Annotated in this window: 25 protein-coding genes; 11 read left to right on the top strand and 14 right to left on the bottom strand. The window is 58.2% G+C overall.

The window, feature by feature from the left end:
* The first annotated feature begins 19 nt into the window (after positions 1 to 19).
* Positions 20 to 466 (top strand): PaaI family thioesterase, encoded by a 447-nt coding sequence (locus M5J06_RS02685; protein ID WP_070520420.1) that lies wholly within the window; start codon positions 20 to 22, stop codon positions 464 to 466.
* 4 nt (positions 467 to 470) lie between these two features.
* Here the strand turns inward: M5J06_RS02685 and corA are convergent, their stop codons facing one another.
* A complete protein-coding gene (gene corA / locus M5J06_RS02680) occupies positions 471 to 1,544 on the bottom strand; it encodes a magnesium/cobalt transporter CorA (RefSeq protein ID WP_070532752.1) in 1,074 nt (357 codons plus the stop codon).
* Positions 1,545 to 1,627: 83 nt separating this feature from the next.
* Between corA and M5J06_RS02675 the strand changes: the two genes are divergently transcribed.
* On the top strand, positions 1,628 to 2,230 hold the full coding sequence (locus tag M5J06_RS02675; protein ID WP_070520425.1) for a class I SAM-dependent methyltransferase: 603 nt from the start codon (positions 1,628 to 1,630) through the stop codon (positions 2,228 to 2,230).
* Here the strand turns inward: M5J06_RS02675 and thiD are convergent.
* Together thiD and M5J06_RS02665 are read right to left on the bottom strand one after the other, a co-directional pair.
* Positions 2,227 to 3,063 (bottom strand): bifunctional hydroxymethylpyrimidine kinase/phosphomethylpyrimidine kinase, encoded by an 837-nt coding sequence (gene thiD, locus M5J06_RS02670; protein ID WP_250223896.1) that lies wholly within the window; start codon positions 3,061 to 3,063, stop codon positions 2,227 to 2,229. The two genes, M5J06_RS02675 and thiD, sit on opposite strands and share 4 nt — an antisense overlap.
* A gap of 98 nt (positions 3,064 to 3,161) precedes the next feature.
* Positions 3,162 to 4,505 (bottom strand): NAD(P)/FAD-dependent oxidoreductase, encoded by a 1,344-nt coding sequence (locus tag M5J06_RS02665; RefSeq protein ID WP_070532759.1) that lies wholly within the window; start codon positions 4,503 to 4,505, stop codon positions 3,162 to 3,164.
* Positions 4,506 to 4,661: 156 nt separating this feature from the next.
* On the opposite strand from M5J06_RS02665, the gene M5J06_RS02660 reads away from it, so the two are divergent.
* The 7 genes from M5J06_RS02660 to M5J06_RS02635 all read left to right on the top strand — a co-directional run bounded on the left by M5J06_RS02660 (position 4,662) and on the right by M5J06_RS02635 (position 11,489).
* A complete protein-coding gene (locus M5J06_RS02660; protein ID WP_227485771.1) occupies positions 4,662 to 5,984 on the top strand; it encodes a class I SAM-dependent methyltransferase in 1,323 nt (440 codons plus the stop codon).
* Positions 5,985 to 6,044: 60 nt separating this feature from the next.
* Positions 6,045 to 6,368 carry a glycerophosphodiester phosphodiesterase gene (locus M5J06_RS12435; RefSeq protein WP_367615186.1) on the top strand — a complete coding sequence of 108 codons (324 nt, stop codon included), beginning with the start codon at positions 6,045 to 6,047 and terminating at the stop codon, positions 6,366 to 6,368.
* On the top strand, positions 6,308 to 6,763 hold the full coding sequence (locus M5J06_RS02655) for a glycerophosphodiester phosphodiesterase (protein ID WP_250223895.1): 456 nt from the start codon (positions 6,308 to 6,310) through the stop codon (positions 6,761 to 6,763). The genes M5J06_RS12435 and M5J06_RS02655 overlap by 61 nt, the downstream gene beginning before the upstream one ends.
* Positions 6,764 to 7,001: 238 nt before the next feature.
* Entirely contained in the window at positions 7,002 to 7,976 is a 975-nt protein-coding gene (locus M5J06_RS02650; RefSeq protein ID WP_070532765.1) for a carbohydrate ABC transporter permease, read from the top strand.
* Positions 7,977 to 8,948, top strand: a complete 972-nt coding sequence (locus M5J06_RS02645; RefSeq protein WP_144677133.1) for a carbohydrate ABC transporter permease — start codon at positions 7,977 to 7,979, stop codon at positions 8,946 to 8,948.
* 73 nt (positions 8,949 to 9,021) lie between these two features.
* Entirely contained in the window at positions 9,022 to 10,332 is a 1,311-nt protein-coding gene (locus M5J06_RS02640; RefSeq protein WP_250223894.1) for an ABC transporter substrate-binding protein, read from the top strand.
* A 26-nt stretch (positions 10,333 to 10,358) separates the two neighbouring features.
* Complete coding sequence (locus M5J06_RS02635; RefSeq protein WP_250223893.1) at positions 10,359 to 11,489, top strand: ABC transporter ATP-binding protein; 1,131 nt, start codon at positions 10,359 to 10,361, stop codon at positions 11,487 to 11,489.
* A gap of 68 nt (positions 11,490 to 11,557) precedes the next feature.
* Here the strand turns inward: M5J06_RS02635 and M5J06_RS02630 are convergent, their stop codons facing one another.
* On the bottom strand, positions 11,558 to 14,479 hold the full coding sequence (locus M5J06_RS02630) for an FAD-binding and (Fe-S)-binding domain-containing protein (protein WP_250223892.1): 2,922 nt from the start codon (positions 14,477 to 14,479) through the stop codon (positions 11,558 to 11,560).
* Between the two features lie 109 nt (positions 14,480 to 14,588).
* Here M5J06_RS02630 and M5J06_RS02625 point away from each other — a divergent pair, with 109 nt between their 5' ends.
* Entirely contained in the window at positions 14,589 to 15,566 is a 978-nt protein-coding gene (locus M5J06_RS02625) for a bile acid:sodium symporter family protein (RefSeq protein WP_250223890.1), read from the top strand.
* 338 nt (positions 15,567 to 15,904) lie between these two features.
* Here the strand turns inward: M5J06_RS02625 and M5J06_RS02620 are convergent, their stop codons facing one another.
* The 4 genes from M5J06_RS02620 to M5J06_RS02605 all read right to left on the bottom strand — a co-directional run bounded on the left by M5J06_RS02620 (position 15,905) and on the right by M5J06_RS02605 (position 19,121).
* Positions 15,905 to 17,275 carry an MFS transporter gene (locus M5J06_RS02620; protein WP_250223889.1) on the bottom strand — a complete coding sequence of 457 codons (1,371 nt, stop codon included), beginning with the start codon at positions 17,273 to 17,275 and terminating at the stop codon, positions 15,905 to 15,907.
* Between the two features lie 604 nt (positions 17,276 to 17,879).
* Positions 17,880 to 18,044 carry a hypothetical protein gene (locus tag M5J06_RS02615; RefSeq protein ID WP_168163001.1) on the bottom strand — a complete coding sequence of 55 codons (165 nt, stop codon included), beginning with the start codon at positions 18,042 to 18,044 and terminating at the stop codon, positions 17,880 to 17,882.
* A gap of 15 nt (positions 18,045 to 18,059) precedes the next feature.
* Positions 18,060 to 18,758: a YceI family protein gene (locus M5J06_RS02610; RefSeq protein ID WP_250223888.1), complete on the bottom strand. Its 699-nt coding sequence runs from the start codon at positions 18,756 to 18,758 to the stop codon at positions 18,060 to 18,062.
* A gap of 3 nt (positions 18,759 to 18,761) precedes the next feature.
* A complete protein-coding gene (locus M5J06_RS02605; protein ID WP_250223887.1) occupies positions 18,762 to 19,121 on the bottom strand; it encodes a hypothetical protein in 360 nt (119 codons plus the stop codon).
* A 135-nt stretch (positions 19,122 to 19,256) separates the two neighbouring features.
* On the opposite strand from M5J06_RS02605, the gene M5J06_RS02600 reads away from it, so the two are divergent.
* The gene (locus tag M5J06_RS02600; protein WP_010186588.1) at positions 19,257 to 19,640 is read left to right on the top strand and encodes an RNA polymerase-binding protein RbpA; all 384 of its coding nucleotides are present in this window, start codon (positions 19,257 to 19,259) and stop codon (positions 19,638 to 19,640) included.
* A 103-nt stretch (positions 19,641 to 19,743) separates the two neighbouring features.
* On the opposite strand, the gene musI is transcribed toward M5J06_RS02600, so the two are convergent.
* The 6 genes from musI to M5J06_RS02570 all read right to left on the bottom strand — a co-directional run bounded on the left by musI (position 19,744) and on the right by M5J06_RS02570 (position 26,519).
* Positions 19,744 to 20,385: an ABC transport system MusEFGK2I component MusI gene (musI, locus tag M5J06_RS02595; RefSeq protein WP_250223885.1), complete on the bottom strand. Its 642-nt coding sequence runs from the start codon at positions 20,383 to 20,385 to the stop codon at positions 19,744 to 19,746.
* Between the two features lie 26 nt (positions 20,386 to 20,411).
* The gene (locus M5J06_RS02590) at positions 20,412 to 21,326 is read right to left on the bottom strand and encodes a carbohydrate ABC transporter permease (protein ID WP_143335529.1); all 915 of its coding nucleotides are present in this window, start codon (positions 21,324 to 21,326) and stop codon (positions 20,412 to 20,414) included.
* Positions 21,327 to 21,329: 3 nt separating this feature from the next.
* Complete coding sequence (locus M5J06_RS02585) at positions 21,330 to 22,175, bottom strand: carbohydrate ABC transporter permease (RefSeq protein WP_070520471.1); 846 nt, start codon at positions 22,173 to 22,175, stop codon at positions 21,330 to 21,332.
* A gap of 172 nt (positions 22,176 to 22,347) precedes the next feature.
* Positions 22,348 to 23,679: an ABC transporter substrate-binding protein gene (locus M5J06_RS02580; RefSeq protein ID WP_070520595.1), complete on the bottom strand. Its 1,332-nt coding sequence runs from the start codon at positions 23,677 to 23,679 to the stop codon at positions 22,348 to 22,350.
* A 365-nt stretch (positions 23,680 to 24,044) separates the two neighbouring features.
* On the bottom strand, positions 24,045 to 25,289 hold the full coding sequence (locus tag M5J06_RS02575) for a DUF4032 domain-containing protein (protein ID WP_250223883.1): 1,245 nt from the start codon (positions 25,287 to 25,289) through the stop codon (positions 24,045 to 24,047).
* A gap of 99 nt (positions 25,290 to 25,388) precedes the next feature.
* Positions 25,389 to 26,519: an ABC transporter ATP-binding protein gene (locus tag M5J06_RS02570; RefSeq protein WP_070520478.1), complete on the bottom strand. Its 1,131-nt coding sequence runs from the start codon at positions 26,517 to 26,519 to the stop codon at positions 25,389 to 25,391.
* Positions 26,520 to 26,616 lie beyond the last annotated feature (97 nt).

Genomic DNA, 26,616 nt, shown 5'->3' with positions numbered 1-26,616 from the left:
TCCACTAACCTGTTGTGGCATGAACCACTCTGAAATCTTTGAAAAGCTCTTGGCCGTTTCCCAGTCGCGTCCGCTCAACGCGGAAGAACTCGAGTTGATCAACTCCAACCCGCAGGGGCTCGCAGGGCTTATTGGCCTGCGCTACACGCACATTTCTGCAGACGAGGTTCGATCTGAGGTGGAAGTCGTCCCAGATCACCACCAGCCTTGGGGCGTTGCAAATGGGGGTCTGTACTGCACAATTACGGAATCGACTGCATCCGTCGGCAGCCTAATCCTCGCAGGCAAGCCCGTTGTCGGTGTCAACAACAACACGGATTTCCTCAAGCCGGTGGCTTCGGGCACGGTGACCGCCGTTGCTACACCGCTGTACAAGGGGCGCCGCACGCAGCTGTGGGAGGTTAAGATCAGCCAGGGGGATGTGCTCCTCGCCGCGTCCACGCTGCGCACGATGGTGGTGCAGTAGCCTCTTACAACCAGTTGTTGCGGCGGAACCACCACCACATTCCGGCCACAACTAACACCATGAGGCCGATTGCGCCGTAATAGCCCCAAGGAAAATGTAGCTCCGGCATGACATCGAAGTTCATGCCGTAGATACCCGCGACGAGCGTTGGTGCGGCCCACATGCCAACCACCGCGGAAATCGTGCGCATGTCGGAGTTTTGCTGCATGCTGATCTTGGCCACGGAGGCGTCGATAAGCGAGGTCAAGCGCTCATCGAACCCCGACACGTGGTCTTGGACCACCAGCTGGTGATCGTTGACGTCCCTGATGTAGGAGCGAATCGCCTTCGGAATGAGGTCCTTGTGGTCAGAGACCATCGAGCGCAAAGCAGGCGAAAGCGGCACGATGGCGTGCTTCATCTCCAGAATCTCGCGCTTGAACATATAGATGCGATCGATGTTCGGCAGCGAATTCGGAGTGAAGATTTCTTCCTCGAGCTCGTCGACCTCGATGGCGATGAGGCGGCAGATCTCCGAATAGCGGTCCACCATCATGTCTAGGATCTTCCACGCTAGGGACACGGGGCCCTGTTCGACGAGGTCCTGCTCATCCTCGATCACGTAGGCCAAGTTGGGTAGCTTAGCCGAGTGACGCACCGTGATGATGAATGTGTCACCGATGATCATTTGCATCTCACCAGTGGAAATAATCTGGCGCTTATCGGCTACCTCGTCGTGATCCCGGTAGTTCACCGACCGCGCCACCACGAACAGCTGGTCATCGTAGCGTTCCAGCTTCGGGCGCTGGTGTGCTTGGACGACGTCCTCGACGATGAGCTCGTGGATACGAAACTCAGCCGCCACCTTCGTCATCTGTGATTCGAGCGGCTCGTAGAGGCCTACCCACACGAAGCCGCGGCCGTACTCTTCTACGGTTTGCAGCGCGCTGTGCGGCGAAAACTCGCCGGGAAGAGCCTCGCCATCGACGAACACGCGGCAGTGTTCAATGGCACGTTCGACGGGAACGGAAAAACTCGGAGCACTGTCGTCAGAAGTATTTTTCTTGCGTGGCTTGAATGGTGACGGTACAGATGGCATCGTGTCTCAGCCTCCTTCGTTTCGTATAGGCGTTTTGTAATGGCGGCTAAAGCTTACACCTGTAAGGGCATATAATCGTTGTCATGCCTACCTGGAAAGAAGTTACTGCAGCGAATCCCGCCCATTCCCATAACTTTGCGCGGAAGTGGAAGACACTTCGGGCCCAGGGCAAGGACATCGATGGGGAAGCCCGGCTTATCGACGCGATGAGTGAACGCCACTCCCGCGTCCTCGACGCCGGCTGCGGTTCCGGGCGCCTCGGCGGTGAATTGGCAAAGCGCGGCCACACGGTGTTGGGCGTGGACGTCGATCCCATCCTGATCGAGCATGCGGTCAATGATTATCCGGAGGCCCGTTGGGAAGTGGGGGACCTTTCGGAAGAGGAAATCCCGGAGGGCAACTTTGATATCGCTGTGGCTGCAGGCAACGTAATGACCTTCATTGCCATCGAAGGACGTGAGGCCGCACTGCGCAACGTCTTTAACGCTTTGCGCCCGGGTGGTCGGTTCGTCGTTGGTTTTGGTGAAGGTCGTGGTTGGGGCTTCGATGAATTCCTCGACCTCGCCCGCGCGGTGGGCTACCGAGTCGACTTCATCTTCGCATCCTGGGACATGAAGGTCTTTAAGGAGAACTCCACCTTCATGGTGGCCGTGCTTACCCGCCCCGGCGCAGACCTATTGGGTTAGCGCTGCGCGCCTGCGGCGAGGCGCCGCAGCCGGTGACCATGGTCAACGGGGCCGTGCCCGCGACCGACGTGAAGCGCATCAGCATTCTCTATCGCTTCGTGGAGCCATTCGGTGGCCCATACCAATGCCTCGTCGAGTGTTTCCCCCGCTCCTAAACGTGCTGCGAGCGCGGAAGAGAGCGAGCAGCCGGTGCCGTGCGTGTTCTTCGTGTTAATCCGCGGGCAGGGCACGCGGGTTACCGCGCCGGACGGGCTTACCGTTGCATTATCGGCTTGGGCGCCGTCGAGGTGTCCGCCCTTGACCACGACCCAGGTCCCGTTGTCGTGAGCCCACTGAGTGGCGATATCGATTGCTTCCTCGAGGGTGCGCGGTTGTGCGACGTCCGCGAGGACAGCGAGCTCCGGCAAGTTCGGCGTGACCACGGTGGAGCGGCGGGCGAGCTCGCGCACAGCGCGCTCTGCCTCCCGTTCGAGTAGGCGGTCGCCGCTGGAAGCGACCATGACCGGATCGCAGACTATGGGAACCCCCTCGGGCAGGGTAGAGACGAACTCGCTCACCGTTTCGGTGATGGACACCGAGCCCAGCATGCCGATCTTGAGGGCGTCGATAGTCACGTCCTCCTTCACACTTGTCAGTTGTTCGCGCAGGAATTCCACCGGAGGGGTGTGGATGGCGCGCACCCCTTGCGTGTTTTGCGCGACGAGGGCCGTCACCACTGCCATGCCATAGGCGCCGGCCGCCTCAAAGGACTTAAGGTCAGCGTGAATTCCCGCCCCTCCCGTGGGATCGGTGCCAGCAATGCTGAGGACGCGAGGAAGGGCAGGACGGTTCACGGTTTTCTCCTTTACGCTAGGGACTTCTTCCGTTCTACCGTATGTGGTCAAAGAAAAGGAGAGAGGGTGATTCCTCTCTCCCTTAAAGAGCGTAGAACCTAGTGAAGGTCGCGGTCAATGACGTTGCGAGCGACGCGCTGCTGCTGGGTGATTTCCAGGTTGCCGCGGTCGCGCGAGAAGGCGTTGAGGATCCAGTGCAGCGCCACGAGGGTACGGCTGCGGAAGCCAACGATGTAGAAGATGTGCAGGCCGAGCCAGGAGATCCACGCCGGGAAGCCTGCAAACTCGGTCTTGCCCAGCTTGACGACGGCGTTGAAGCGGGAAATGACGGCCATGGAGCCCTTGTCAAAGTACTCGAACGGCTCGGCTTCGTTCGCGGTGGACTCTTCATCGATCTTGGCTTCGATGAGCTTGCCCACGTGGTTGCCGCCCTGGATGGCCACCTGGGCCACGCCCGGAAGGCGGTTGAGGGAAATCATGTCGCCGACGATGTAGACGTTCTTGTACTCGCCAACCGTGAGGTCCTCGTTGACGGAGACGCGGCCGGCACGGTCGGATTCCACGCCAGCCTGGTCGGCGATGAGCTTGCCCAACGGGGAAGCGGCGACACCTGCGGACCAGATCTTGGTCGCGGCCTCGATGGTGACCTCTTCCTCGGTCTTCATGTTCTTGTAGGTGACGGCGTCAGCGGTGACGTTGGTAACCATGGCGTTGAGGCGCACGTCAACGCCCAGCTTCTCCAGCGTGCGCTGAGCCTTGCGGCCGAGGCGCTTGCCAAATGGCGGAAGGACCTGCGGAGCGCCGTCCAAGAGGTAAATCTTGGCGGAGGAGGAACCGAAGTTGGAGTATTCGCCAGCAAAGGTGCGCTGTGCCAGCTCGGCAATCTGGCCGGTCAGCTCAACGCCGGTCGGGCCAGCGCCCACGATGACGAAGGTCAGCAGCTTCTCGCGCTTTGCAGGATCCTCTTCCAGCTCCGCCTTCTCAAAAGCGGAGATAATGCGGGAGCGGATCTCTAGGGCATCATCCAGCGTCTTCATGCCCGGGGCATACTCGGCGAAGTGGTCGTTGCCGAAGTAAGACTGGCCAGCGCCGGCTGCCACAATGAGGGAGTCGTAGCCGTAGGTACGAACAGCGCCATCGAGTTCCGCGGTGACGGTCTGATCCTTGATATTGACGTCGGTGACCTCACCGTTGACAAAGTTAACGTTGTCCTGGTGACGCAAGATCTGACGCGTAGACGGGGCGATTTCGCCGGCGGAAATGACGCCGGTGGCTACCTGGTAGAGCATCGGCTGGAAGAGGTGGTGGTTCTTCTTGTCGATGAGGGTGATCTCAACATCCGCGTCCTTGAGCTTCTTGACGGCGTTGATACCGCCGAAGCCGGCACCGATAACAACGACGTGGTGGCGGCCGTTACTAGGACGGTGGGGAGTTTGCGCCATGGTGTTTGATTACCTTCCTTAAGAAAGCCAGATTATTTTACCCGAGTCAGTCTAAACCTTTCTAGCGGTACATGCATACTTTATGGGTTATTAACTGGCTTTTTGGGCCGCGCCTCCACCCGCGCGGGCCCCGTTGGCTTTAGTCTGGGAGGACACATGCGTGCGATGAGGAAGGCTGACTTGAGCGTGTATCCCCACTTGGCTTCGATCGATGCTGCGGTGTGGCCCGGCGTGGCTACTGTCCCTTCACCGCGCCTACTGCGTATGAAAGCTGGCCGGGCTGAGGCGGAGTTCGCGCAGGCCTGTTCCAAGGCTGGGGTAGAGCTGGAAGGCGAAGACCCAGATGTCACCGTGCTTCACGACGCCCTTTTCTCCCGCACCGCCGATTCGGGCTGGCTGGGCCTGGCCGAGTCTTATATGGCAGGCGAGTGGACAACTCCCGATTCTGAGCGCCTTGTCAAAGTCCTCACGCGGCTGGTGGAGGTGGGTTATCGGCCGAAGGCCAAGGAGCTTGCCGTGGAGACATCGAGCCCTGGTGAACTACCACTTGACGTTGTGAAACTGTACGCAGGTGACTCGTTGAGCCATTCGGGCGGCATTTTTGCAAGTGGCGTACCCACTACGGTGCGCGAGGCGGTGCGTAGCTATAGCGCGCGTGCGGGCAGAAAAGAACCCAAAGAGCACTTCGTCGATGTAACCACGGTGACCGAGCCGGCATCAACGGACCGCGAGGACTTGGGCGACGCACAGCGTCGCGCTGCGCAGTGGCTTCTCGACGCCACCCGCACCGGCGCCGGAACCCACCTCCTGGTCTACCCAGCCACTGGGCTGCAAGTAGCGGTTCAGGCGGTGGCCCGGCGCGCTACGGTGGACGTGCTTACGGGCGACACGGAGCAGAAGGCGCTTTTCGACGAGCAACTGCTTCTCGAAGGTGCCGCTGATTCGGTTCACGTGCAGGGCATAGAGACGGCCTTGCCTAACCCAAAGAAGTGGCGCGGGCGGTATGACGCGATAGTGAGCGTCGAAAAGCTGGAGACGCTTTCGCCGCCGGAACGCCGCCGATATGTCGAGATGCTGGACCGCTCGCTGGTCAGTGGCGGGCGTCTGGCTTTAGCTTCGCTTTTTGCCACGGATGCCATGACTCCGGCGGCTCGTTCGGCGATTCAGGTTCTGCGTGCCTATATCTGGCCTGGCTTGGAATACCCGTCGTTGGAAGAAACCCATAGGCTCTTCGATAAGCGCTCCAACCTGCGAATCATCGCGCAAACCCACACCGGAAGCCACTACCTCGAAACGCTTCGCTACCAGCGCAGCTTTTTCGATGGCCGCCACCGCGAAGCCGGGGCAGCCGGGTTCGATCAGGTCTTTCGACGCCTGTGGACCTTCCAATTTGCCCTGCGCGAGGCGTTGCTCAGCCTGGGCATGCTGGATGCCGTGCACGTGGTGGCGACCCACCGCCACCGCGGCGGCCGGCGTTAGCGGTCTACACTGGGGCGGCGCCAACGTCACAATTCACTTTGCCGCCCGGAGGATAAGAGTATGTCGGAGTGCCCAAGAATTATCGCGCACCGAGGTTATAACGGCTGGTACCCCGAAAACACATTCCGGTCCTTCGAAGAAGCCCTCAAACTCGACGTGGCTGGTGTGGAGTGCGACGTCAACCTAACCAAAGACGGAGAAGTCGTAGTTATCCACGATCAGACGGTGGACAGGACGTCGAATGGCGCCGGCGCTGTTGGCGACATGACCCTAGAGGAGCTGCGCACACTCAATTTCGGTACCCACGGGATCCGCAACGCATCATGCTTCTCGACGAACTCGTGGACCTCGTCATGTCATACCCTGGAAAGCAGCTGCTCATAGAGACGAAGCATCCGTCTCCTTTTGGTGCACGCCTTGAAGAATCGGTAGCGGAAGTCCTACGCGGCCGACAGCTCGATGCCGACCCACGGTTTAGCCTGATCTCCTTCAACCCCGAAGCAATTGCTCGGTTTCGATACTTCTTGCCGTCCTTGCGGTCATTCCTTCTCCTTGAACCTGATGAGGGAGTCCCGGAAATGCTCGAGGGTGCAACGGGATTTGGGCCTTCGATTCACCAAGCGCGGAGGGACGCCGACTTCTTTGTCGGTGTTGATGCCCCGTCCTACGTGTGGACGGTGAACCTGCCGAAGGACATGGAGTGGTGCCGCGAAAACGGAGTATCGCTCATGTCAACCGACCTGCCAGAGCTGGCAATCGACGTGCTTTCGCGCAGTTAGCCAGCGTTAGGCTACATCCTCATCTGATCCGTCATGGACCGAAATGGTCTATCTAAATTGATGGCGGAGTTCTCTCATTGACGCGACGTGATGTGAGGTCTTCCATTGTGTTGCTTGTGATGTTCCCCACGCGCAGCACGGGTTTTCGAGTGCTCGGCTCCGGAAATTTTCCTGCTGTTTATCAAGTCAATACTTTCAATAAACTTTTTGTTTACTGCCTTGGTCTAGTTTCTTCTGCATGGCAATTTCCACCCCGGCAAGCGGGCTAACGGCTGCGATCCCTGCAGTCACTGAGAAGCCGGTCGTCTCCGAGGACTTCGCGCGTCATCCACGCAAACGGAAGCTCGATTGGAAACAGATCGGTCTTGCGGCATTGCTCGTTGGCCCGAACCTTCTCCTTCTCGTTCTTTTCACTTATCGGCCGTTGGTCGATAACATTCGCATCTCTTTCTTTAACTGGAATATTTCATCGCCGACGATGACCTTTGTCGGTCTTCAGAACTACATCGACTGGTTCCAAGCACCGGATACCGGACGCGTGGTGTTCAACACTGTCGTTTTTACTTTCTTCGCGGTGGCCGGTTCGATGGTTTTGGGACTGGCTCTGGCATTGCTGCTGGACCAAAAGCTTTTTGGTCGCGCTGCGGTGCGTTCGATGGTCTTCGCTCCCTACGTCATCGCAGGCGCGGCGATTGGCGTGGCCTTCCAGTTTGTCTTCGATCCCAACTACGGCCTCATCCAATACTTCTTGGGGATCATCGGGGTTGATGTGCCGAACTTTTACCAACAACAGAATTGGGCGCTGTTCATGATTACGGTGACCTATATTTGGAAAAACGTAGGCTACGTCTTCGTTATCTATCTGGCTGCCTTGCAAGGACGGCGCCGTGATCTTGACGAAGCATCGGAGATTGACGGCACCCCGGCCGCGCGACACTTCTTCCGTGTGGTCCTGCCGCAGCTTCGCGGCACCACCTTCTTCTTGCTGATTACCGTGCTGCTCAATTCCTTCCAGGTCTTCGACATCATCAATGCGATGACCGGTGGTGGACCGTTCGGCTACGGAACTTCCACAATGGTCTTCCAGGTGTACCAGGAGACCTTCATCAACAACCGTGCCGGCTATGGCGCAGCAGTAGCTACCATCATGTTCCTCGTAGTGCTTGTCATTACGGTGCTGCAGATTAAGTTGCAGGAAAGGATGGATAAGTAAATGTCCGAAAGACGCGCAATTCCGGCTTCCGTCCAGGTAGGTCTCCCGCAAGCCAAAGGCGAACTGCCGCCCGTTCCTGGCTCCCAATCCCTCGCAGCGCCGGTCATTACTGATGCCCAGCGAAAACGCAAAGGCGAGCCAATTGATCACAGTCATCCAGCGACGAAGGTCATCGGCTACATCGCCTTGGTACTGACAGTGCTGATGATTATGGTGCCGCTGTACTTTATTTTCATCACCAGCTTCAAGTCTTTCCAGGACGTGTATTCGGATCCAATTTCCTTCTGGCCTAATCCTTTCAAGGCGGAGAACTATTCCTACGTCTGGCAGACCTCTGGCTTCTCGAGCTACCTGAAAAACTCCGTCATCATCACTCTGATCCTGACGGTGGTAGAGGTAGTCCTCGGCGTTCTGACTGCCTATGCCTTCGCATTCATTCGTTTCCCCGGCCGAAACCTACTGTTCCTGCTTATCATCGCCTCGCTGATGGTTCCCAACCAGATCACCATTATTTCGAACTACTCGTTGGTTGCGTCGTGGGGTTGGAGAGATACCTACGCTGGCGTCATCATCCCACTGGCGGGCGTGGCGTTCGGTGCCTTCCTCATGCGCAATCACTTCCAGTCATTGCCCCCGGAAATTCTCGAGGCCGCTCGCATGGACGGAGCAGGTTTCTTTACCACCTTGTTCCGAGTGGTCCTGCCGATGTCATGGCCAACGCTGTCCGCGTTCGTCCTCATCACCGTGGTCAATGAATGGAACCAATACCTGTGGCCCTTCCTGATTACGGATACACCGGCTGCAGCCACGCTGCCGGTGGGCCTGACCCGCTTGCAGGATGCGGAAGGCGTCACAAACTGGGCGCCGGTGATGGCCGGTACGGTGTTGACAACCCTGCCCATGATCATCATCTTCCTCATACTCCAGAAGCCGATGATCAAGGGTTTGACTGCGGGCGCAGTCAAAGGCTAGTCCGTCTGCCTGCTGTCTCTATGCCCAACTCAATCAAGTCCCCAACTCTTCACCTCCAAAGGAGAACCTCCCCATGTCTCGTAAGACCACTACTCGCATCGTCGCTGCCTGCGCGGCACTACTGACCACCGTGTCCTTGACCGCTTGTGCAGGTGGATCGACCACCGCAAGCAACGGCTCGAAAGATGACGGCGATGCCAACACCATCACTTTCTGGTCCAATCACCCGGGATCCTCGCGCGACTTAGAGCAAGAGCTCATTGATGAATTTGAGAAGGAAAACCCGGATCTCAAGGTTGAACTGGTCACCGCGGGATCCAACTATGAGGAAGTTGCGCAGCGCTTCAATGCTGCCCTCGCAGGCGGCGATCTGCCTGACGTCCTCGTTGCCTCCGACGTCACCTGGTTCAACTTCGCACTGAATGAGGCCACCACGCCGCTCGATGACCTCTGGGAGATGAACGACATTGACTCGGAGAGCTACGTCGATACCCTGCGTGAGGACTACAAGTACAAGGACAAGCACTACGGTGTGCCGTACTCCCGATCCACGAACCTGATGTATTGGAACACCGATGACCTCAAGGCAGCGGGGCTTCCTACCGATCGTGGCCCGAAGGACTGGGAAGAGTTCGACGAGTGGGCTACCAAGATCAAGGACAAGCTCAACAAGCCGGCTGTTACTGTTCCGGACGGCTCCAGCTATCTCGACTGGTACTTCCAGGGCATGATTTGGGCCTTCGGTGGTTCTTACTCTGATGAGTGGGAACCGAACTTTACCTCGAAGGAGTCCATCGAGGCAGGTAAGTTCCTCCAGGACCAGGTCAAGGTAGGCCACATCGAAATCTCCACTGACCCGACCGTCGCATTCGGCTCCGGCAAGGCCTCTGGTCTGTTGGAGTCCACCGGTTCCTTGGGTGGCCTGAAGGAGACGGCAACGATTCCGTTCATCACCACTTACCTGCCGGGCCCTGGTCCTTCGGCAGCGACTGGCGGTGCCGGACTGGCTGTGCCGGCTGGCATTTCTGACGAGCGCAAGGCTAACGCGGTTAAGTTCATTGACTTCCTGACTAATACCGAGAACACCATCAAGTTCTCCCAGAAGACGGGCTATATGCCGGTGCGCAAGGACGCCTTGGACGATCCGGAAGAGAAGAAGTTCTTGGAGGAGAACCCGAACGCGCAGACCGCTATCGAGCAGCTCAACGAGAACACCAAGCCGCAGGACTATGCTCGCGTCTTCGTACCAGGCGGCGGCCAGCGCATCGGTGGCGTTCTCGATCGCATCACCGTGGGCAATGAGGACGTGGAGACCGCTTTCGGTGACCTGCAGAAGGAGACCCAGAGCGTTATCGACCGCGACATCACCCCGAAGCTCAAGTAACACTTCGGATAGTTTGAAAGGACACCATGGCTACAGTTGAATTCCGTCAAGCTTCCAGGATTTATGATCCGAAGAAGCCCCCGGCGGTTAGCCGCATAAACCTAGATATCAAGGACGGCGAGTTCCTAGTACTCGTCGGGCCTTCGGGCTGCGGCAAATCTACGACATTGCGCATGCTCGCTGGCCTTGAGCCAATCGACGAAGGCCAGATCTTCATCGACGGGGTTGACGTTACTGAAGCCCGCTCGCGGGATCGCGATGTAGCTATGGTGTTCCAATCCTATGCGCTGTACCCCAACATGACAGCGCGCCAGAACATGGCCTTTGCTTTGCAGAACGCCAAGGTGGATAAGGCAACCATCGAAAAGCGCGTTAATAATGCCGCCAAGATGTTGGAACTGGAAGACCTCATTGATCGCAAGCCTTCCGCGATGTCGGGCGGCCAGCGTCAGCGCGTGGCCATGGGACGCGCCATCGTCCGCCAGCCCAAGGTCTTTCTCATGGATGAGCCGCTGTCCAACTTGGATGCGAAGCTGCGCGTATCGACGCGTGCGCAGATCCTGCAGCTGCAGCGCGAGCTCAACACCACCACGGTCTACGTCACCCACGACCAGACTGAGGCAATGACCATGGGGGACCGCGTGTGCGTCCTCAAACAAGGCATTATTCAACAGGTTGACGCGCCCAACACGTTGTATGAAAACCCTGGCAACACTTTCGTGGCGACGTTTATCGGTTCGCCGGCTATGACTCTCATCGACAACGTCCCCTTCGTCGACGGTCGCGTCGTCGGCGGCAAAGACCATGCCCTGGACTATTTCATGCCAGCGGAGCAGGCCGCGAAGGTGGCCGCAGATCGCGTCATCGTGGGAGTGCGGCCAGAGAATTGGGAAATCGTTGGCGTGAACCAACCTGGTGAGCAGTATGGGCTACCAGTTCGGGTCGACATTGTGGAGCACCTTGGCTCCGAGTTGTACGTCTACGGCGGCCCAGAGGAGTCGGCGGATGACGTCATCGCAGTCCGTGGTGACCGTATTTCAGTGAAGGTGCCCCGAGGCGTTGACGTGCGACAAGGCGACACGATTTACCTGCGCCCGATTAAGGGAGGTTGCGTGTTCTTCGCCCCAGACACCGAAATCAATTACGACTATCTCTAAGCTGCTTCCACCACAACTAACGTGCCGGTGGCAGGACTCCCATGAGGGGTGCCGCCACCGGCATGGTGCTATGGAGTGACGACCGGTCGAGACGCGCGCTCAAGGAGCACCGCGATTGAGTCATAGGTCTTGCCCGCAATCATTTCTAGACCCATCTCGCAGGTGCGGTTATCAGAGACGTACGTGTCGAAGTGTTCGGCGTCGAGAGAAGCGCGCTCCTCGCGGGTAGCGGACTCAACAAGCTCCGGGTGAAGCATGACGCGGTCGCCAGCGGAGCCACAGCACTGTGCCCCCTCAGGGATCTGGGCGTCTCCGCAGAGGTTGGCCAAGTCAAGGAGGTCCTGGCTAATCCCCATGTGATCTGTCGAGCACGTCGGGTGGACGGCGATGCTGCCCATGCTCTTCACGATTGGCAGGTGTGGTGCAATTTCATCACGCAACCACTCCACGACATCGAGGATTTTTAAGTCCTCCCAGAGCTCGCGGTCGGCGGGGGAGAGCACCTCCGGAACCGAGTCGAGCAGCCCGTGGGTGCAGCTTGCCGCGTCAACCACGATGGGCAGGCGGCCGTGCTCCGACCAGTGCCAGAGATCGCGAACTATCTTTTGAGCTTGATATTCAAATCCCTCTTTGTAGCCCTTGGATGACCACGGGGTGCCGCAGCAATCGCCCGCGACATCTTCGGGGATCCACACTGGCTGGCCAGCCCGGCGACCAAGCTCCACAATGGCGCGCGGGAGGTCTACCGAATCCTTAGCTGCCCCAGCAGGACGGCCGAAGATGCGATTGATGCAGGCCGGGAAGTAAAGTGCACCAGCACCCTCGCGCGGAGTTTCCGGCAGACGCGATGCGGCCTTCGGAAGTGGGCCTGGGACGGTCGGCAGCAAGTCGGGGGCCACCACGTTACGCGCCATGTTGGCCCCCAGTTCCAGAGGCTTGTGAGGAACCTTGTTGGCGGAGACGATGCCAGCGCGGGCGAGCTTTTCCACCAGCTCCCAGCGCTGTGCCGTCGTGAGCGCCACCTTTTCGCGGGCGGGGGTTGCCTGCTGAGAGCGTAGCTTCTTCATGACGGCACCGGTATCGATGCTGATCGGGCAGGGGATAGAACACGTGCCGTCGGCCGCGCACATGTCGACGGCGTCGTACTGATACTCCTTCTGCAGCTGCGCCAAGACCTCCGAGCCTTCTTCCTGCCGAGCCATCTCGCGGCGCAAGACGATGCGCTGGCGTGGGGTCACCGTGGCGTGGCGGGAGGGGCAGACAGGCTCGCAGAAGCCGCACTCCACGCAGGGGTTGATCTCACTTTCGACCTTGGGGAAGGACTTGAAGTTGCGCAGGTGAATGGTCTGGTCGCGCGTGAGCTTTACGTTCGGTGCGAGGATGCCCTTGGGATCGATCATGTTCTTGACTTCCCAGAAGAGCTCGAAGGCCTCCGTGCCCCACTCGTGCTCCAGGAAGGGCGCCATGTTGACGCCAGTGCCGTGCTCGGCCTTCATCGAGCCTTGGTACTTATCAATGACCAGCTCAGCCAAATCATCCAAGAACGCGGCATAAGACTCGCGCTCCTCCTCAACGTCGAAGCGCGGGGTGAAGAAGAAGTGCAGGTTGCCAAAGGCAGCGTGCCCCATGACGGATTCCGGGTAGCCGTACTTGGCCTGCAAGTCCAACAGGTCCGCTGCAGCCTCGCCGACCTGGGAGGGTGGGAAGCAGACATCCTCGGTGATATAAGCCGTGCCATTCGGGCGATCCGCACCCAGCAGCCCGTAGAGGCCGTTGCGTAGCTCCCACGCGCCGCGCATACCTTCTGCGGTGGTGAGGAATTCGAGGGGGCGCAGTAGTGGGGCGTCGGCAAGCACGGCGCGCAGGCGATCCATGGCTTTGTCTAGGTCTGCCTCGTCGCTGCCGCCGACCTCCACGAGGAGTGCTGCGGCATCGTCATCGAGGTTGCGCCAGGATTCCGGGGCGTGGGAGTAGTGCTCGGCCGAGCGGCGCATCACCGGGGCAACTAGGAGCTCGCAGGCCTCCGCGCCGGTCTCCATGATGGGGTGCACGTAGTTGGCGGCATCGCGAAGGTTGGGTAGCTCGACCCATGTCGTGGCCTTCACGCGCGGTAGCTTCACCGTGCGGATGACGGATTCGGTAATAGCACCGAAGATGCCCTCGGAGCCGATGAGGAGGCGCTTGAGGATGTGCACGGGCTCGTCCTCGTCGAGGAAAGCATCGATACGCAGGCCGTTGGTGTTGCGAATGGAGAACTTGGTGCGCAGGAACTCCACCATCTCGGTGTTGGCGCGTAGTTTGTCGCGGAAGGCCAGCAGATCGGCGTGGAGCTTTGGCTCCTGCTTGCGGAAGGCCTCGTCCCCACGAGACGTATCTACGATGGTGCCGGATGGTAAGACGAAGATGAGCTCTTCGATGCTGTGGTAGCTATCGCGTTCCAAGGAACAGCGCATGCCGCCGGAGTTATCGGCCAGCACGCCACCGATGGTGCACACGGACGTGGAACCCGGGTCCGGCCCCAGCATGAAGCCATGGCGGGAAAGTACGGCCTGGGCATCGCCCAAGATGACGCCGGGGCGGGACCACAGCTTGCGGCCTTCCTCGCGTACTTCCATGCCGCCGAAGTGGGTTTTGACATCGACGAGGATGTCGTCGCCCATAGCTTGTCCGTTGAGCGAGGTTCCTGCCGCGCGGAAGGTCATGTGACGATCGCGGGTATCGCAATATTTCATCAAGGCAGACAGGTCCGCCGCGTTGCGCGGAGAGACCACGATGTTGGGGATGGAGCGGTAGGGGCCGGCATCGGAGGAGAAGCGCACGAGGTCACTGAGGCGTCCATGCACGTTTTCTGCGCCGACGATGGCTTTCATATCCGCGAGGAGTTCGGCGGGGGAGCCGTTCTTGAAGCGTGCGGGGACGGCGTCGGCCTGGCTTGTGGTGCCGGCTGGGCGTGAGAAACGAGAGGAATCGGGGCTTAGTAGCTTGGACATGTTTCTAATCTATCGCTTGATAGTAAATATGGGTCAAACCGGGTACGTGAGGTTCATCATATGAGATACTCAATTCATCTAGTGAGACACCTTCTGGAAAGGAAACACCGTGACGAACCTACGCACAGAGGGGGAGACCGGCGAGAAACTCGCCGTGTATATCTTCCCCATCGTCATCATCGCCTGCGCTTTTGTCGCTTTCATGAGCCCCAACACCTTTGAACCGATAGGGCAGTACACCTCGCAATTGCTGATGGTCATCATGTTCTCGATGGGTCTGACCTTGACCATTCCGGACCTGGCCCTCGTGGTGAAGCGTCCGTTGCCCATCTTCTTGGGTGTTGTCTGCCAATTTGCCATCATGCCGACCAGCGCCGTACTCGTGGCAAAACTGCTGGGGCTTTCCGACGCCACCACTGTCGGCCTCATCCTCCTCGGCTCTGTCCCCGGCGGTACCGCGTCCAACGTCATGGCCTACCTGGCCAAGGGTGATGTGGCACTGTCAGTGGCGATGACCTCGGTGTCGACCCTCGTCTCACCGATCATGACGCCTTTGCTCATGCTGTGGCTGGCAGGGAAGACCGCCGAGGTCGACGGTGCCGGTATGATGTGGTCGCTGGTTCAGACAGTGCTCATTCCTGTAGGGCTCGGCCTTCTCTTGCGCGTTATCGCCAGCAAGGCAGTGGACAAGATCCTGCCGGCGTTGCCATGGGTAGCTATTGCCGGCATCGGCGGCGTGGTCATGGCGGTGGTGTCGAAGTCTCAGGACAAGCTTGTGACCGTGGGCCTGGTCGTCTTCGCAGGTGTGGCCATTCAGAACCTCATCGGCTTCCTTTTTGGCTACTACTTAGCCAAGCTGGCGCGTGAGCGCGAGGCTGCGGCGCGCACTACGGCAATCGAGGTGGCAACGCAGAACTCCGGATTGGCCTCGGCCTTGGCGCTGCAGTTTTTCACCCCGGAGGCGGCGCTGCCGGGTGTCGTGGCCGCGGTGTGGGCCAACATTACCGGAGCGATCTTCGCCGCCATCGTGCGCCGCAAGCCCATTGTCGACGAGCGCAAGACCGGGCGAGCAACTGTTGCTGCGTAGTTAGCAGGCGCCTCTTTCACAAAGCAGCGTCTCATGGGCGGCTAGCAACTACTGTGCTAGCCGCCCTTTCCATTTGTCCAGACCTGAAAGTGCAGGCACGCTGGTCGTCGCCAAGCACTGCCCGGATGCTTAGCGACGGCCACCTGCAGGTATGCACTTTCTAGTCTGCGCTTTTGGAAGCAGTGGCGCATTGCTCCCACGATTGGATCCCCCAATCGGTGCCTTTCGGGACGGCGCTGCCGGGGCCAAGCCGCCGACGGAACCGAAACCAAAATCTCCCCGACCTTTGGTGTGTAACACCAGAAGAAGTCGGGGAGAAGTATGTGGGTTAAGACCGGCTAAACCTGCGAGAGGTCATGGTCCTTCAGCTCCTGCATCATTATGATTGCGATGAGGGAGATGAAGCAGACGATGATGAGGTAGTAGCCCACGTAGCTCACGTTAAAGGCACTGACCAGCCACGTTGCAATGAACGGGGCGACGGCGGCGCCGAGGATAGAGGAGACGTTGTACGCAATGCCGGAACCGGTGTAGCGCACGTTGGTGGGGAAGAGCTCTGGAAGGACGGCGGACATGGGGCCGAAGATGAGTCCCATGATGAACATGCCGACAATGAGGAATCCGAGGACCGAGTTTCGGTCGGCGTTGTCGATGCCGAGGAAGAAGGGGAAGCTAAAGCCGAAGGCAATCATGATGAGCGAGGTTACGGTCAAGATTGGCTTGCGCCCGTACTTGTCCGAAAGCATCGAAGATACGGGAATGCCGATCATGAACATGAAGATGGAGATTAGCTGAATCTCGAGGAATTCCAGGTAGGGGATACCCAGGCCCAGCTCCTTGGTCTTATCACCAATGCCGTAGGAGAGAATCCAGGTGGTGACCAGGTAGAACAACGTGTAGCAAGAGACCATGACGAAGGTGCCGATGATCATTGGCTTCCAGGCGATGTGGAATGCTTCCACCATAGGGGTCTTGACTTTCTTGCCTTCGTCAACGGCCTGCTGGAAGACGGGCGTTTCTTCTAAGCGCAGGCGGACATAGAGGCCGATGAGAACCATGACCGCAGACGCGAGGAAGGGTAAGCGCCAGCCCCATTCCATGAAGGTGCCGGTGGTGTCACCGCGTGAGTAATCCATGGTGGCAACCAAGGTCAGGAAAAAGCCGTTAGCTAAGAAGAAGCCGAAAGGTGCGCCAAATTGTGGCCACATGGCAGCAGAAGCGCGCTTGCCTTCCTCAGCGGTTTCGGAGGCCAACAGTGCTGCGCCGGACCATTCGCCACCCAAGCCTAAGCCTTGGCAGAAACGCATCAGGGCCAGCAAGGCCGGGGCGATGATGCCTGCGGTCTGGTACGTGGGCAGGATACCGATGATGAAGGTGGCGATGCCCATTGTCAGGAGCGCACCGACGAGCGTGGCTTTGCGGCCGACGCGATCGCCGAAGTGCCCGAAGAGCAACGAGCCCAGCGGACGTGCGATGAAGGCCAGGCCGAAGGTGGCGAAGGACTGGAGCAGGGCGACGGTGGGATCCTCGGTCTTTGGGAAGAAGAGAAAAGGAAAGACGGCTACGGCTGCCGTGGCATAAATATAGAAGTCGTAGAACTCGATGGTCGTGCCAATGGTCGAAGCCACGGCAATACGAACACGATCACGTTTGGTGAGTCGCTGTGTTGTGCCCGCTGACTTCGGCAGCGTGGTGTTGACGGCGGTCATGTGAGAGGCGCCCTCCTCGAAAATTTCAATAGCTTGATTGGTTATGGAGGAAACACTACCAGTCTCACTGGTTGAAATGAAAGTCTCATTGAGTGAAAAATTCAAAGCGAGTGACTAGCGGTTGAAAGCTGGGGAGTGGAAGCGTGGTTAAAATGACATAATGTACATTATCGGACAACCACTTATGCACTGGGCGGAGGGGGATCTTTCCTTCAGCGCCGCCCGGTTCCGAGTTTGTTCCTTGACTGTACTGTCTCGACTTTCTCGTGGACGCTCATGGTTTCACCCTGGTCGCAGCGCGTGCTGTTGGCGGCTGGCTGGCGATTGGTTTCTGAGCTGCGTGTCGTATCGGCGTTGCCGATTCTGTGTTGGGAAATCCTTCGTGGCTGCAAGGTTCCTTTGCTTGCTACCTTCCGGATGTCCCTTTTTGCGCGCCACTCCTTGTTTGTGGATAAGGTCTCGTGTGCGGGGTTGCTATAGTTGGCGGCCGCTTACCTTCATCTGCGCCTCCCTGTTGGCTGCTTAGTGGGCGGCCCAAATTGCCATTAAATAGTCACAGTTACGTAATTGGGGTATGTTTCTGTGCATGCGTCAAGCGTCAGTTTTAGCGCTGACGGTAGGCGATCACCAGCTGCACGATGGTAAGAGCTACGAGTACCGCCGAGAAGGCAGCGAGGAGCTTCATCTCCTGCAACCAAATAAAGATGCCAAACCCTACGAGCACGACGAGCCGTACCCACAGGATTGGAATGAGGCGTTGGGAATTCATGAAGAACAGTGAATCTTACTTCTCAAAGGTGACGCGGACGTTGATCTCGCCAGTTTCGGAGATCCGCGCGGCGATCATTTCAGGAGTCTCAATACCGAAATCGAGGCGGTTAATCGGGATGTCGCCACCCAAGATGATGGTGTCGCCATCGCGGACCACCTGAAAATCCTGGCTCACGCTCTTGGTCTGGCCGTGGATGGTGAGATCGCCTGTGAGTGGGACGGTGACTACTGAGCCGTCGTCAGGCACGGCGGAGACGTCTGCGGGCTCAGTCAATGTGAAGGTAGACTCTGGACACTTTGTGACCTCAAAGAGCTTTGTCTTCATGTTCTGGTCGCGCACCTTCTTGTCCGTGGTCAGGCTCGCCATGTCCACGGCGATGTGCGCCTTCTCAACGGTGCCGTCCTTGATGGTGGCCTGGCCGGTGACATGCTTGGTTGAGCCGGATGTCGTGCGCTTATCGGCTGGGAGGATCTCATCGATAGTAAAACCTGCCGAGGTGTGGTTATATGCCGTACCTTGCGCCACGTGCCATTCGCCATCGACGTTGGTAGTAGCGGCCTGGACCTTATCCGCATTGATGGGCTCGGTTTTGACACCGCGGCCCATGATCAAAGAAAACACGAGTGGTCCTAGGGCCAGCGCTGTCGAGGCCACAATCAGGATCACGAAGATACTAACGATCAATTTGCGGTTGCCTAATAAGGATTTCATGTACTATCTCAATTCCTCAAGCTTTCGAGCCAGTGCGACCAGTTCAGCACACAGCTGTTCCATCTCTTCAGCGCTGGCGCTTTCCGACGCTGCCGTAGCAACATCCTCAGCGCAACACCGCAGCTCAAAGAGGCCGTCGCGGAGACGCTCAGCCTTCTCTGGAGTTAGGATGACGGCATCCGCAGGAATGGGCGTTCCAACCACGTTGTGGCGCTGCTCGTAGGCTCGCTGCTTGCAGGATGGCGAGCAGAACTTGCGTGGCCTACCCCGGCCGCCCTGCGCGATTTCCTTGCCACACCACTGGCAGGTTGCCGGGCTGCGCCTTGGCGGCGTGCCGGGCTGCGGATCCTGTGTACCAATCACCTCAATCACCTTAGCCCATTAACCCGAGGGTGGGAACAAAGGCAAGGGGCCATTCGTTATAATGATAGATCTTTGGGTGATATAGGTCGACCCTGATCCCTTTCCTACCTCAACACTTGAAAAGGATGATGTTGCATGGCAGATCGCGTACTCCGTGGCAGCCGCATGGGCGCAGTGAGCTACGAAACCGACCGCGACCACGACTTGGCCCCGCGCCAGATGGTGAAGTACCGCACCGAAGACGGCGACATCTACGAGGTGCCCTTCGCTGACGATGCGGAGATTCCCGAGGAGTGGATGTGCAAGAACGGTAAGCTCGGCACTCTGGTTGAGGGCGAAGGCGTAGAGTCCAAGCCCGTGAAGCCGCCGCGGACCCACTGGGATATGCTGCGCGAGCGTCGCTCCATTGAGGAGCTGGATGAACTCTTGACGGAGCGCATTGAGAATCTGCGTTCGCGACGTCGCGCGGCGGCACGCCTCCTCAAGGAGCAGAAGGCGCAGGAAGAAGGAGAGGCCTAGCAGCCTTTGCGCGCCGCATAGAATTCTCAAGGGTAGTGAATCCACGAAGAAGTGGATACCACTACCCTATTTTTCGTTTTGGGCCCAGCTTGCCCGCAGCGCCTTATGCGGCGCTGCCATCGGGAGAATCGGAATTGAGTTCGGGCCATTGTAGCGCCAACTCAGCGAGATAGACTGCGAGGGCCGGACCGAGCACAACGAGAAAGAACAGGTAGCCTCCCCACTGCGCAGGGAAAAAGAGCGGGTACAGTACCAGCAGTGCCCAAGGGCACACTGCTAAAAGCGTACGCGGAAGGTGCGCTACCGCCTTCATCATGGCCGTTGTGCACCGTTGACTAAACCTCAACCCTGGCGCATCGAGGTGGAAGAACCACACACTAATGCAGCTTATGACAATGAGGCCTGAGACCAGCGCAGCGCGAAGCACTACGCCCATCGTCCCGAGCTCAGCCTTTGCGATTATGGCGAATTCATAGGCGGCCAAGGCGCCTACGGCGAGGCAAATGAGCCACCATGCAGTGTTTACCCCGGGACGCGTCACAAGGCCCCGAACGAAGGCTGAGCCGCGGCGGGAACCTTCTTCGCGAACCATCTGACCAGTCACCGCGTGAGCGGTGCGTAGGGACATTCCCCCAGTGAATACGGGAAAGCACGTGATAACCAGGAGAACGTTAACGATGACGAGGTCAGCGAAGAGGCTCAGAGCAGCATAGAACTTCGATTCGGGGCCGAGCATGCGGTTCATGGTTTTCTAACCTACCGCACTGCGGATTAGCCCTTGACAGCGCCGGCAGCAACACCTTCGATGATGTGCTTCTGCGTGGAGAAGTAGAAGATGACGATAGGAATAATGGCCAGAACCAGCATCGCCATCATGGCGCCCATATCGCGGTTGCCGTTGGAGCCAACGAAGGACTGGATGACTACCGGGATGGTCTTGTAGCGGGTGGACAGGCCGATGACCAGGTACGGCAGCAGGTAGTCGTTCCATACCCACATGGCGTTGAGAATGGCCACGGTAATGGCAGTCGGCTTAAGCATAGGCCACACCACGCGGAAGTAGTTCTGGAGCGGGCCGCAGCCGTCGATCATCGCGGCTTCCTCGACGTCCAAGGGGATGGACTTGACGAATCCGGCAAACATGAACACCGATAGACCGGAACCGAAACCGAGGTAGAGCACCACGATGCCGATCGGGTTGTTGAGGTGGAGCATGTCTGCAATCTTGACCGTCGGGAACATAACCATCTGGAAGGGGATGATCATGGACACCACAAAGAGGTAGTACAGAAGGTTCGTCCACCAGGTCTTAACGCGTGTGATGTAGTAGGCGGTCATCGCGGAGAAAAACACGATGACAATCACGGAGAGAATCGTAATGACGAAGGACCACAAGGTCGCTTCAAGGAAGCCCTGCTTGGTCAAGCCCACCATGAAGTTCTCGAAACCGACCCAGGTTTCACCAATGGGTAGGGAGAAAGGATCGGATGAGATAGCGAACTTGGACTTAAAGGAGTTGATGAAGATGAAGAGAATCGGGCCAAGGAACACGATGGTAAAGAACACCAGGATGGCGTAGACAATGAACTTGGCGCCGCCGGACATCCTGGTCTGGTTGTCCGTAGGAAGCTGGTGATCCTTCTTCTTCGGGGCCGGTGCGGCCTGCGCTGAAGTACTGGTAGTCATGACTTAAGCCTCGATTTCCTTGGAGCGGGTCGCGCGCAACTGGAAGTACGCGATGACGACCACGACGACGACGAAGATGACGGCCTTGGCCTGCCCCACGCCCTCGACGTTCATACGGTTGAACAGCGTATTGACGATGTTGAGGGCGACCATCTCGGTTTGTCCGCCAGGTGCACCGTTGGTCAGTGCAAGGTTTTGGTCGAAGAGTTTGAAGGAATTCGACAAGGTTAGGAAGAGACAAATGGTGATTGACGGCATGACCATCGGGATGGTGACGTGGCGCAGCATTTCCCACTTGTTGACACCATCGAGCTCAGCGGCCTCGAGAAGCTCCGGCGGGACGTTTTGTAGACCGGCGATGTAGATAATCATCATGTAGCCAATCAGCTGCCAGTTCAGCAGCATGATGAGGCCGGCGTAACCGAATTTCCAGTCCGCGCTAATAGTCGTGGAATAGTGCGAAAGCACGGCATTGATCATGGTCTGCCAGGTATAGCCCAGGACGATGCCGCCGATGAGGTTCGGCATAAAGAAGACCGTGCGGAAGAAATTTGTGCCGCGAAGCTTGCGGGTCAGCATCCACGCCAAGAGGAAGGCGAAGACGTTAACGGTGATCACGGAGACGATGACCACGAGGACGGTGAAACCGAAGGCTGAGATGAATCCTTCGCGTTGGGAGAAAGCTTTGACGTAGTTGTCGATGCCAACCCACTTGGCGTTAGTGATGGTGGTGAATTTCGTAAAGGAGAGGAAGAAACCCACGATAAACGGCACCAAGAAGGCAATCATGAATGCCAGAAGGGTGGGCAAGACAAAGACTGGGAAGTATTTCTTCAGCGTTGCTTGCATGGTGGTGAAACCTTAAATTCAGGTGGTGCCACGCGTTTCCCAAAGGATGGCGGCGAGGAGAGGGGGGCTGAGGGCGTGGAACAAACTGACGAGTACGTGCCATGCCTCTCACCTACTCCCCTCCCCGCCCTCCGTTTGGGAAGGCGGATGGCGAGGGGATGGGACTAAAGGTTTAGCCCCAGTTGGATTCCTTTTCAGCAGCCCAGTTGTCCTTGAACTGCTTGACGACGTCATCCCACTTCAGGGTGCCGGAGGCATACTGAGACAGGGCTTGGCCGAAGTCATCCTTGAACTGCTGTGACGGGAAGTACTGGAAGTTCCACGGGTAGGTGGTGAGGTCTTCGTTGTCGATAGCTTCCGCGACCTGCTTTGCCAGCGGGTCATTCGGAGTGTCTTCTGCGGAGTAGTTCTTGAACGGGGCAATGAAGCCAAGGTCCTTAACCACGTGCTCCTTGCCGGCATCGGAGGTGAAGAGCCAGTCCACGAAGTCCTTGGTAGCCTTCTGGTCTGCCTCGGAAGCCTCCGAGTTCACACCCAAGTAGTTTTCGGTACCGACGTTGATGCCGTGCTTCTCCTCATCCGGCAGGCCCATGTACATCGGCAGGAACTTGATCTTGTCTTCCTTGACTACGTTGCCGGAGGTCTCGGAAATCTGGGACCATGCCCAGTTACCGTTTTGGACCATGGCGGCCTTGCCCTGAGCGAACTCAGCCATGGAGTCAGAGACCGTCTTAGACGGGGCAAGAGACTTCTCGACGGTGGAGTTGTCCAGGTAGAGATCGAAGAGGTTCTTGTACTCCTTGTTATAGGAGAAGTCGATTTCGTTGGTGTCCTCGACGCCCTTGTCTTGGTACTCCTGCCAAATCGGAGCGTTGGCCAGGTGAGTCTGCCAGCGCCAGTCCTCGCCGGAGGTCAGTGAGGTGGAGGCAAAGGCGCCCTCAATGCCGAGCTCGTCCTTCTTCGCCTGCATGTCCTCGGCGACTTCCTTGAGCTTCTGGTAGCTCTTGATCTCATCGGTGGACTTGATCTTTGCCCCGGAGGTGGCGATGTACTTGTCGAAGATCTCGTCGTTGTAGATGATGCCGAAGCCCTCGACAGCGAACGGGACGCCGCGTACCTCTCCATCTTCAGTGGTCAGTGGCGGGATGTCATCGGTGAGCTGCTTAGCTACCTCGGTATCCGACATGTCTGCCATGTAGTCTTGCCAGGTGATGAAACCAGCCGGGCCGTTGACCTGGAAGAGGGTCGGTGCTTCATCTTTGCCGATCTCAGCCTTGAGGGTCTGCTCATAGGAGCCGGAGGCTGCGGTGACGACCTTGACCTTGACGCCGGTCTCTTCGGTGTAAGCCTTTGCGATCTCCTGGTAAGCGGCATCCTGTTCTGGCTTGAAGTTCAGGAAGTAGACATCGCCTTCGTCGTCAGTAGAGCCTGAGCAGGCGACGAGACTTGCGGCGGCCAGCATGGAAGCCATGCTGATGGATGCGATGCGAGTAAGACGCTTCATGTGGTCCTCATCTTTCTTGATGAAAAGCGGGATGTTGAGCCGTAGATAGACAACCGGCTCGTATGCGGTTATGTCTGGGCGATCCTCCATGACAAAGGCTCTTGCCCAGTGCTACCAGTTGGTCCATAGCTGGTCACTATCCGACTATGAACTGGTTAGCCTGTCTCCTACCTTAGTGAGGTATTCCACACGATCAAAAGAAATCGGGCCTAAAACGCCCGATTGTGACTATATCCATATTCGGGCATGAGATCGCTCCCCATTTAAGGGGCAATCGGGCCTAAAACATACAAAACGATATAAGAAACGGCTGAGAGCGGCTCGATAGACTTGAGCTATTGAGCGGTGTTGGGGCACACGGGCGGTTATGACAAGTCGTCATCCGAGGCCGAGATCTGAAGCAGCCGAGCCTCGTCGCGGCGGGCGGGCAATACGGAAGAAAGATAGGACGCCGTGGCCTCTGGGAGGGTTACGGCCTCTCCCCTTTCTTGGGCGAGGAACCAACGGTGGTCAACGATCTCATGGAAGATCTGTGCCGGTTCCAGCTTGTGGAGCATCTCGACGGGAACCGCAGCGATGGTCGGCTCATACTCATGCGTCATCCACAAGTGCGCAGCCTGGGTCAGCCCAACATGAGGGCCGCACTCGATGGCCTGATAGGCCTGGATAGAGCCCAATAGGCGTTGCGCCTGGTGCTCCTCGACGCTCAGCCCTGTCAAGCTCAACAGCTCCGAACGATAGTGGCCGGGATCGACTACCACAGGGCGAATGCGCACAACCTGTTTCGACTCGTCCTTGGTGACCTTGAGCTCCCCCACGTCGAAACCTAGCTGGTTGAGGCGGTCGATCCTCTCGGAAACGCGCCAGTACTCGCTGGCATCTACGGATTCTTCGGCGGTTAGCTCTGTCCACAATTCAAGGTAGGAACTCTCGACCAAGCTTCCGAGGGCGATAACATCGATATCTTGATCTAGGCATTCACCTGCCTGCAAGTCCATGAGCTCACCGATGATGTTGACGCGGGCGATGTCAACGTCGTAAAGCCTGCGCGATTCGGAGAGATTGGGCTGGAACTCCCCTGTTTCGGCGTCGACAAGATAGGCCGAATAAGTCTCGGCATCCCTACGGAAAAGGGTATTCGACAGCGATACATCACCCCAGTAGAAGTTGAGCAAGTGCATCCGCACCAAAAGCACCGACAAGGCGCGGATGAGCTTCTCCGCTTCGACGACTGTCAGGTGCCGCGAGAAGATTTCGCGGTACGGAAGAGAAAACTCTAGGTGTTCAGTCACCAGAGCTGCGGTGAGCTCTCCGTAGCTTTCTACAGCCGGCTGGCGTCCCGTGATGACTGCAACGGGACGCACGCTGGGAGCGCCGAGGCGCTGCAGCTCACGCAGCATCTTGTACTCGTGGTGAGCGGTACGCGCACCAATCTCCTTGACTGCGACGATGCCGCGATTGATCCCCACGAAACGCACGATATGCCGGGAAATGCCCCTGGGCAGTGCGGCGATGAGATCATCGGGCCACTGTTCCAGGGGCGTATCCCAAGGCAGCGTCAGCAATGCCGACGCGTACGTCGAAGAGGTGATGCTCATGGACTCTTTCATGTCGAGTCAATTCACCTTCTTTGCTGATTTTGGCCTAGAGCTTTGCCACGGCCGTGCTGACGTTCGCGACATGTTCCGCGGGTCAGCCGGCGTATGGGCTTAAGGAAGGCGCTTGCCAGTCGACGCCGAGAAGTTGTGCTGGCCGCCTTCCACGATGCGTGCGTGGAAAATGCTGCCCGGGGCAGGCGCAGTGTTCGGGGCTGCACGAACGACGATCTGGCCCGACTCGGGAACGTCTTCGCTCGAGGAGCCGAGGTCACCTTCGCCCACCAATTTTCCGTAGAGGAAGGAGTCGGAACCAAGCTCTTCCACGAAGTCAAGCTTGATCGGGATGGAGAGATCGGTGGACTCGCCCTCGGGGATGATTTCGAGGGCCTCTGGGCGGAAGCCGATGGTGATGCGACCGTTATCCTCCGGCGTCATCGCAGCGACGGTTTCCGGGGAAAGCTTGATACGAGCATGGCCGGAGGTAGCGTTACCGTCCTTGACAGAGAAGGTGCCCAGGTTCATTGCCGGGGAGCCGATGAAGCCGGCGACGAAGACGTTGGCGGGGCGGTCGTAGAGCTCGCGGGGTGCGCCAACCTGCTGAAGGTAACCGTCCTTCAGTACAGCGATGCGGTCACCCATGGTCAAGGCCTCAGTCTGGTCGTGGGTGACGTAGACGGTGGTAACCCCAAGCTTGCGCTGCAGGGCTGCGATCTGGGTACGGGTCTGCACACGTAGCTTGGCATCGAGGTTGGACAGCGGCTCATCCATGAGGAAGACCTGCGGGTTACGCACGATTGCGCGGCCCATTGCAACACGCTGACGCTGACCGCCGGACAGGGCCTTCGGCTTGCGCTCAAGGAATTCGGTAAGACCCAGGGTGGCGGCGGCTTCGTCGACACGCTTGTTAATTTCGTCCTGGGACTTGCCGGCGATTTTCAGGGCGAAGCCCATGTTCTCGCGCACGGTCATGTGCGGGTAGAGAGCATAGTTCTGGAAGACCATGGCGATATCTCGGTCACGCGGGGCAACGTGGGTGACGTCTTTGTCGCCGATGTAGATGGCACCGTCGGTAACGTTTTCCAAGCCGGCCAGCATGCGCAGCGTCGTGGACTTACCGCAGCCGGAGGGGCCGACGAGGACGAGGAATTCGCCATCGGCGATTTCCAGGTTGAACTTCTTGACGGTGGGTTCCTTAGCGCCTGGGTAGGTCAGGGACGCATCTTTGAACGTTACGGTTGCCATAGCAAACTCTCCTCCATCGGCAGGTACGTGCCGAACGATCCGTAGTGTGAGAATGAAGTGAAGCAAGTCACTGTGCACCAGATAAAGTGCCACCTAC

Source organism: Corynebacterium intestinale, assembly GCF_023574125.1.
In the GTDB taxonomy this organism is placed as follows: Bacteria; Actinomycetota; Actinomycetes; order Mycobacteriales; family Mycobacteriaceae; genus Corynebacterium; species Corynebacterium hesseae.
The sequence above is the reverse complement of the archived record's forward strand: the minus strand, read 5'-3'. Positions and strand labels throughout refer to the sequence as shown.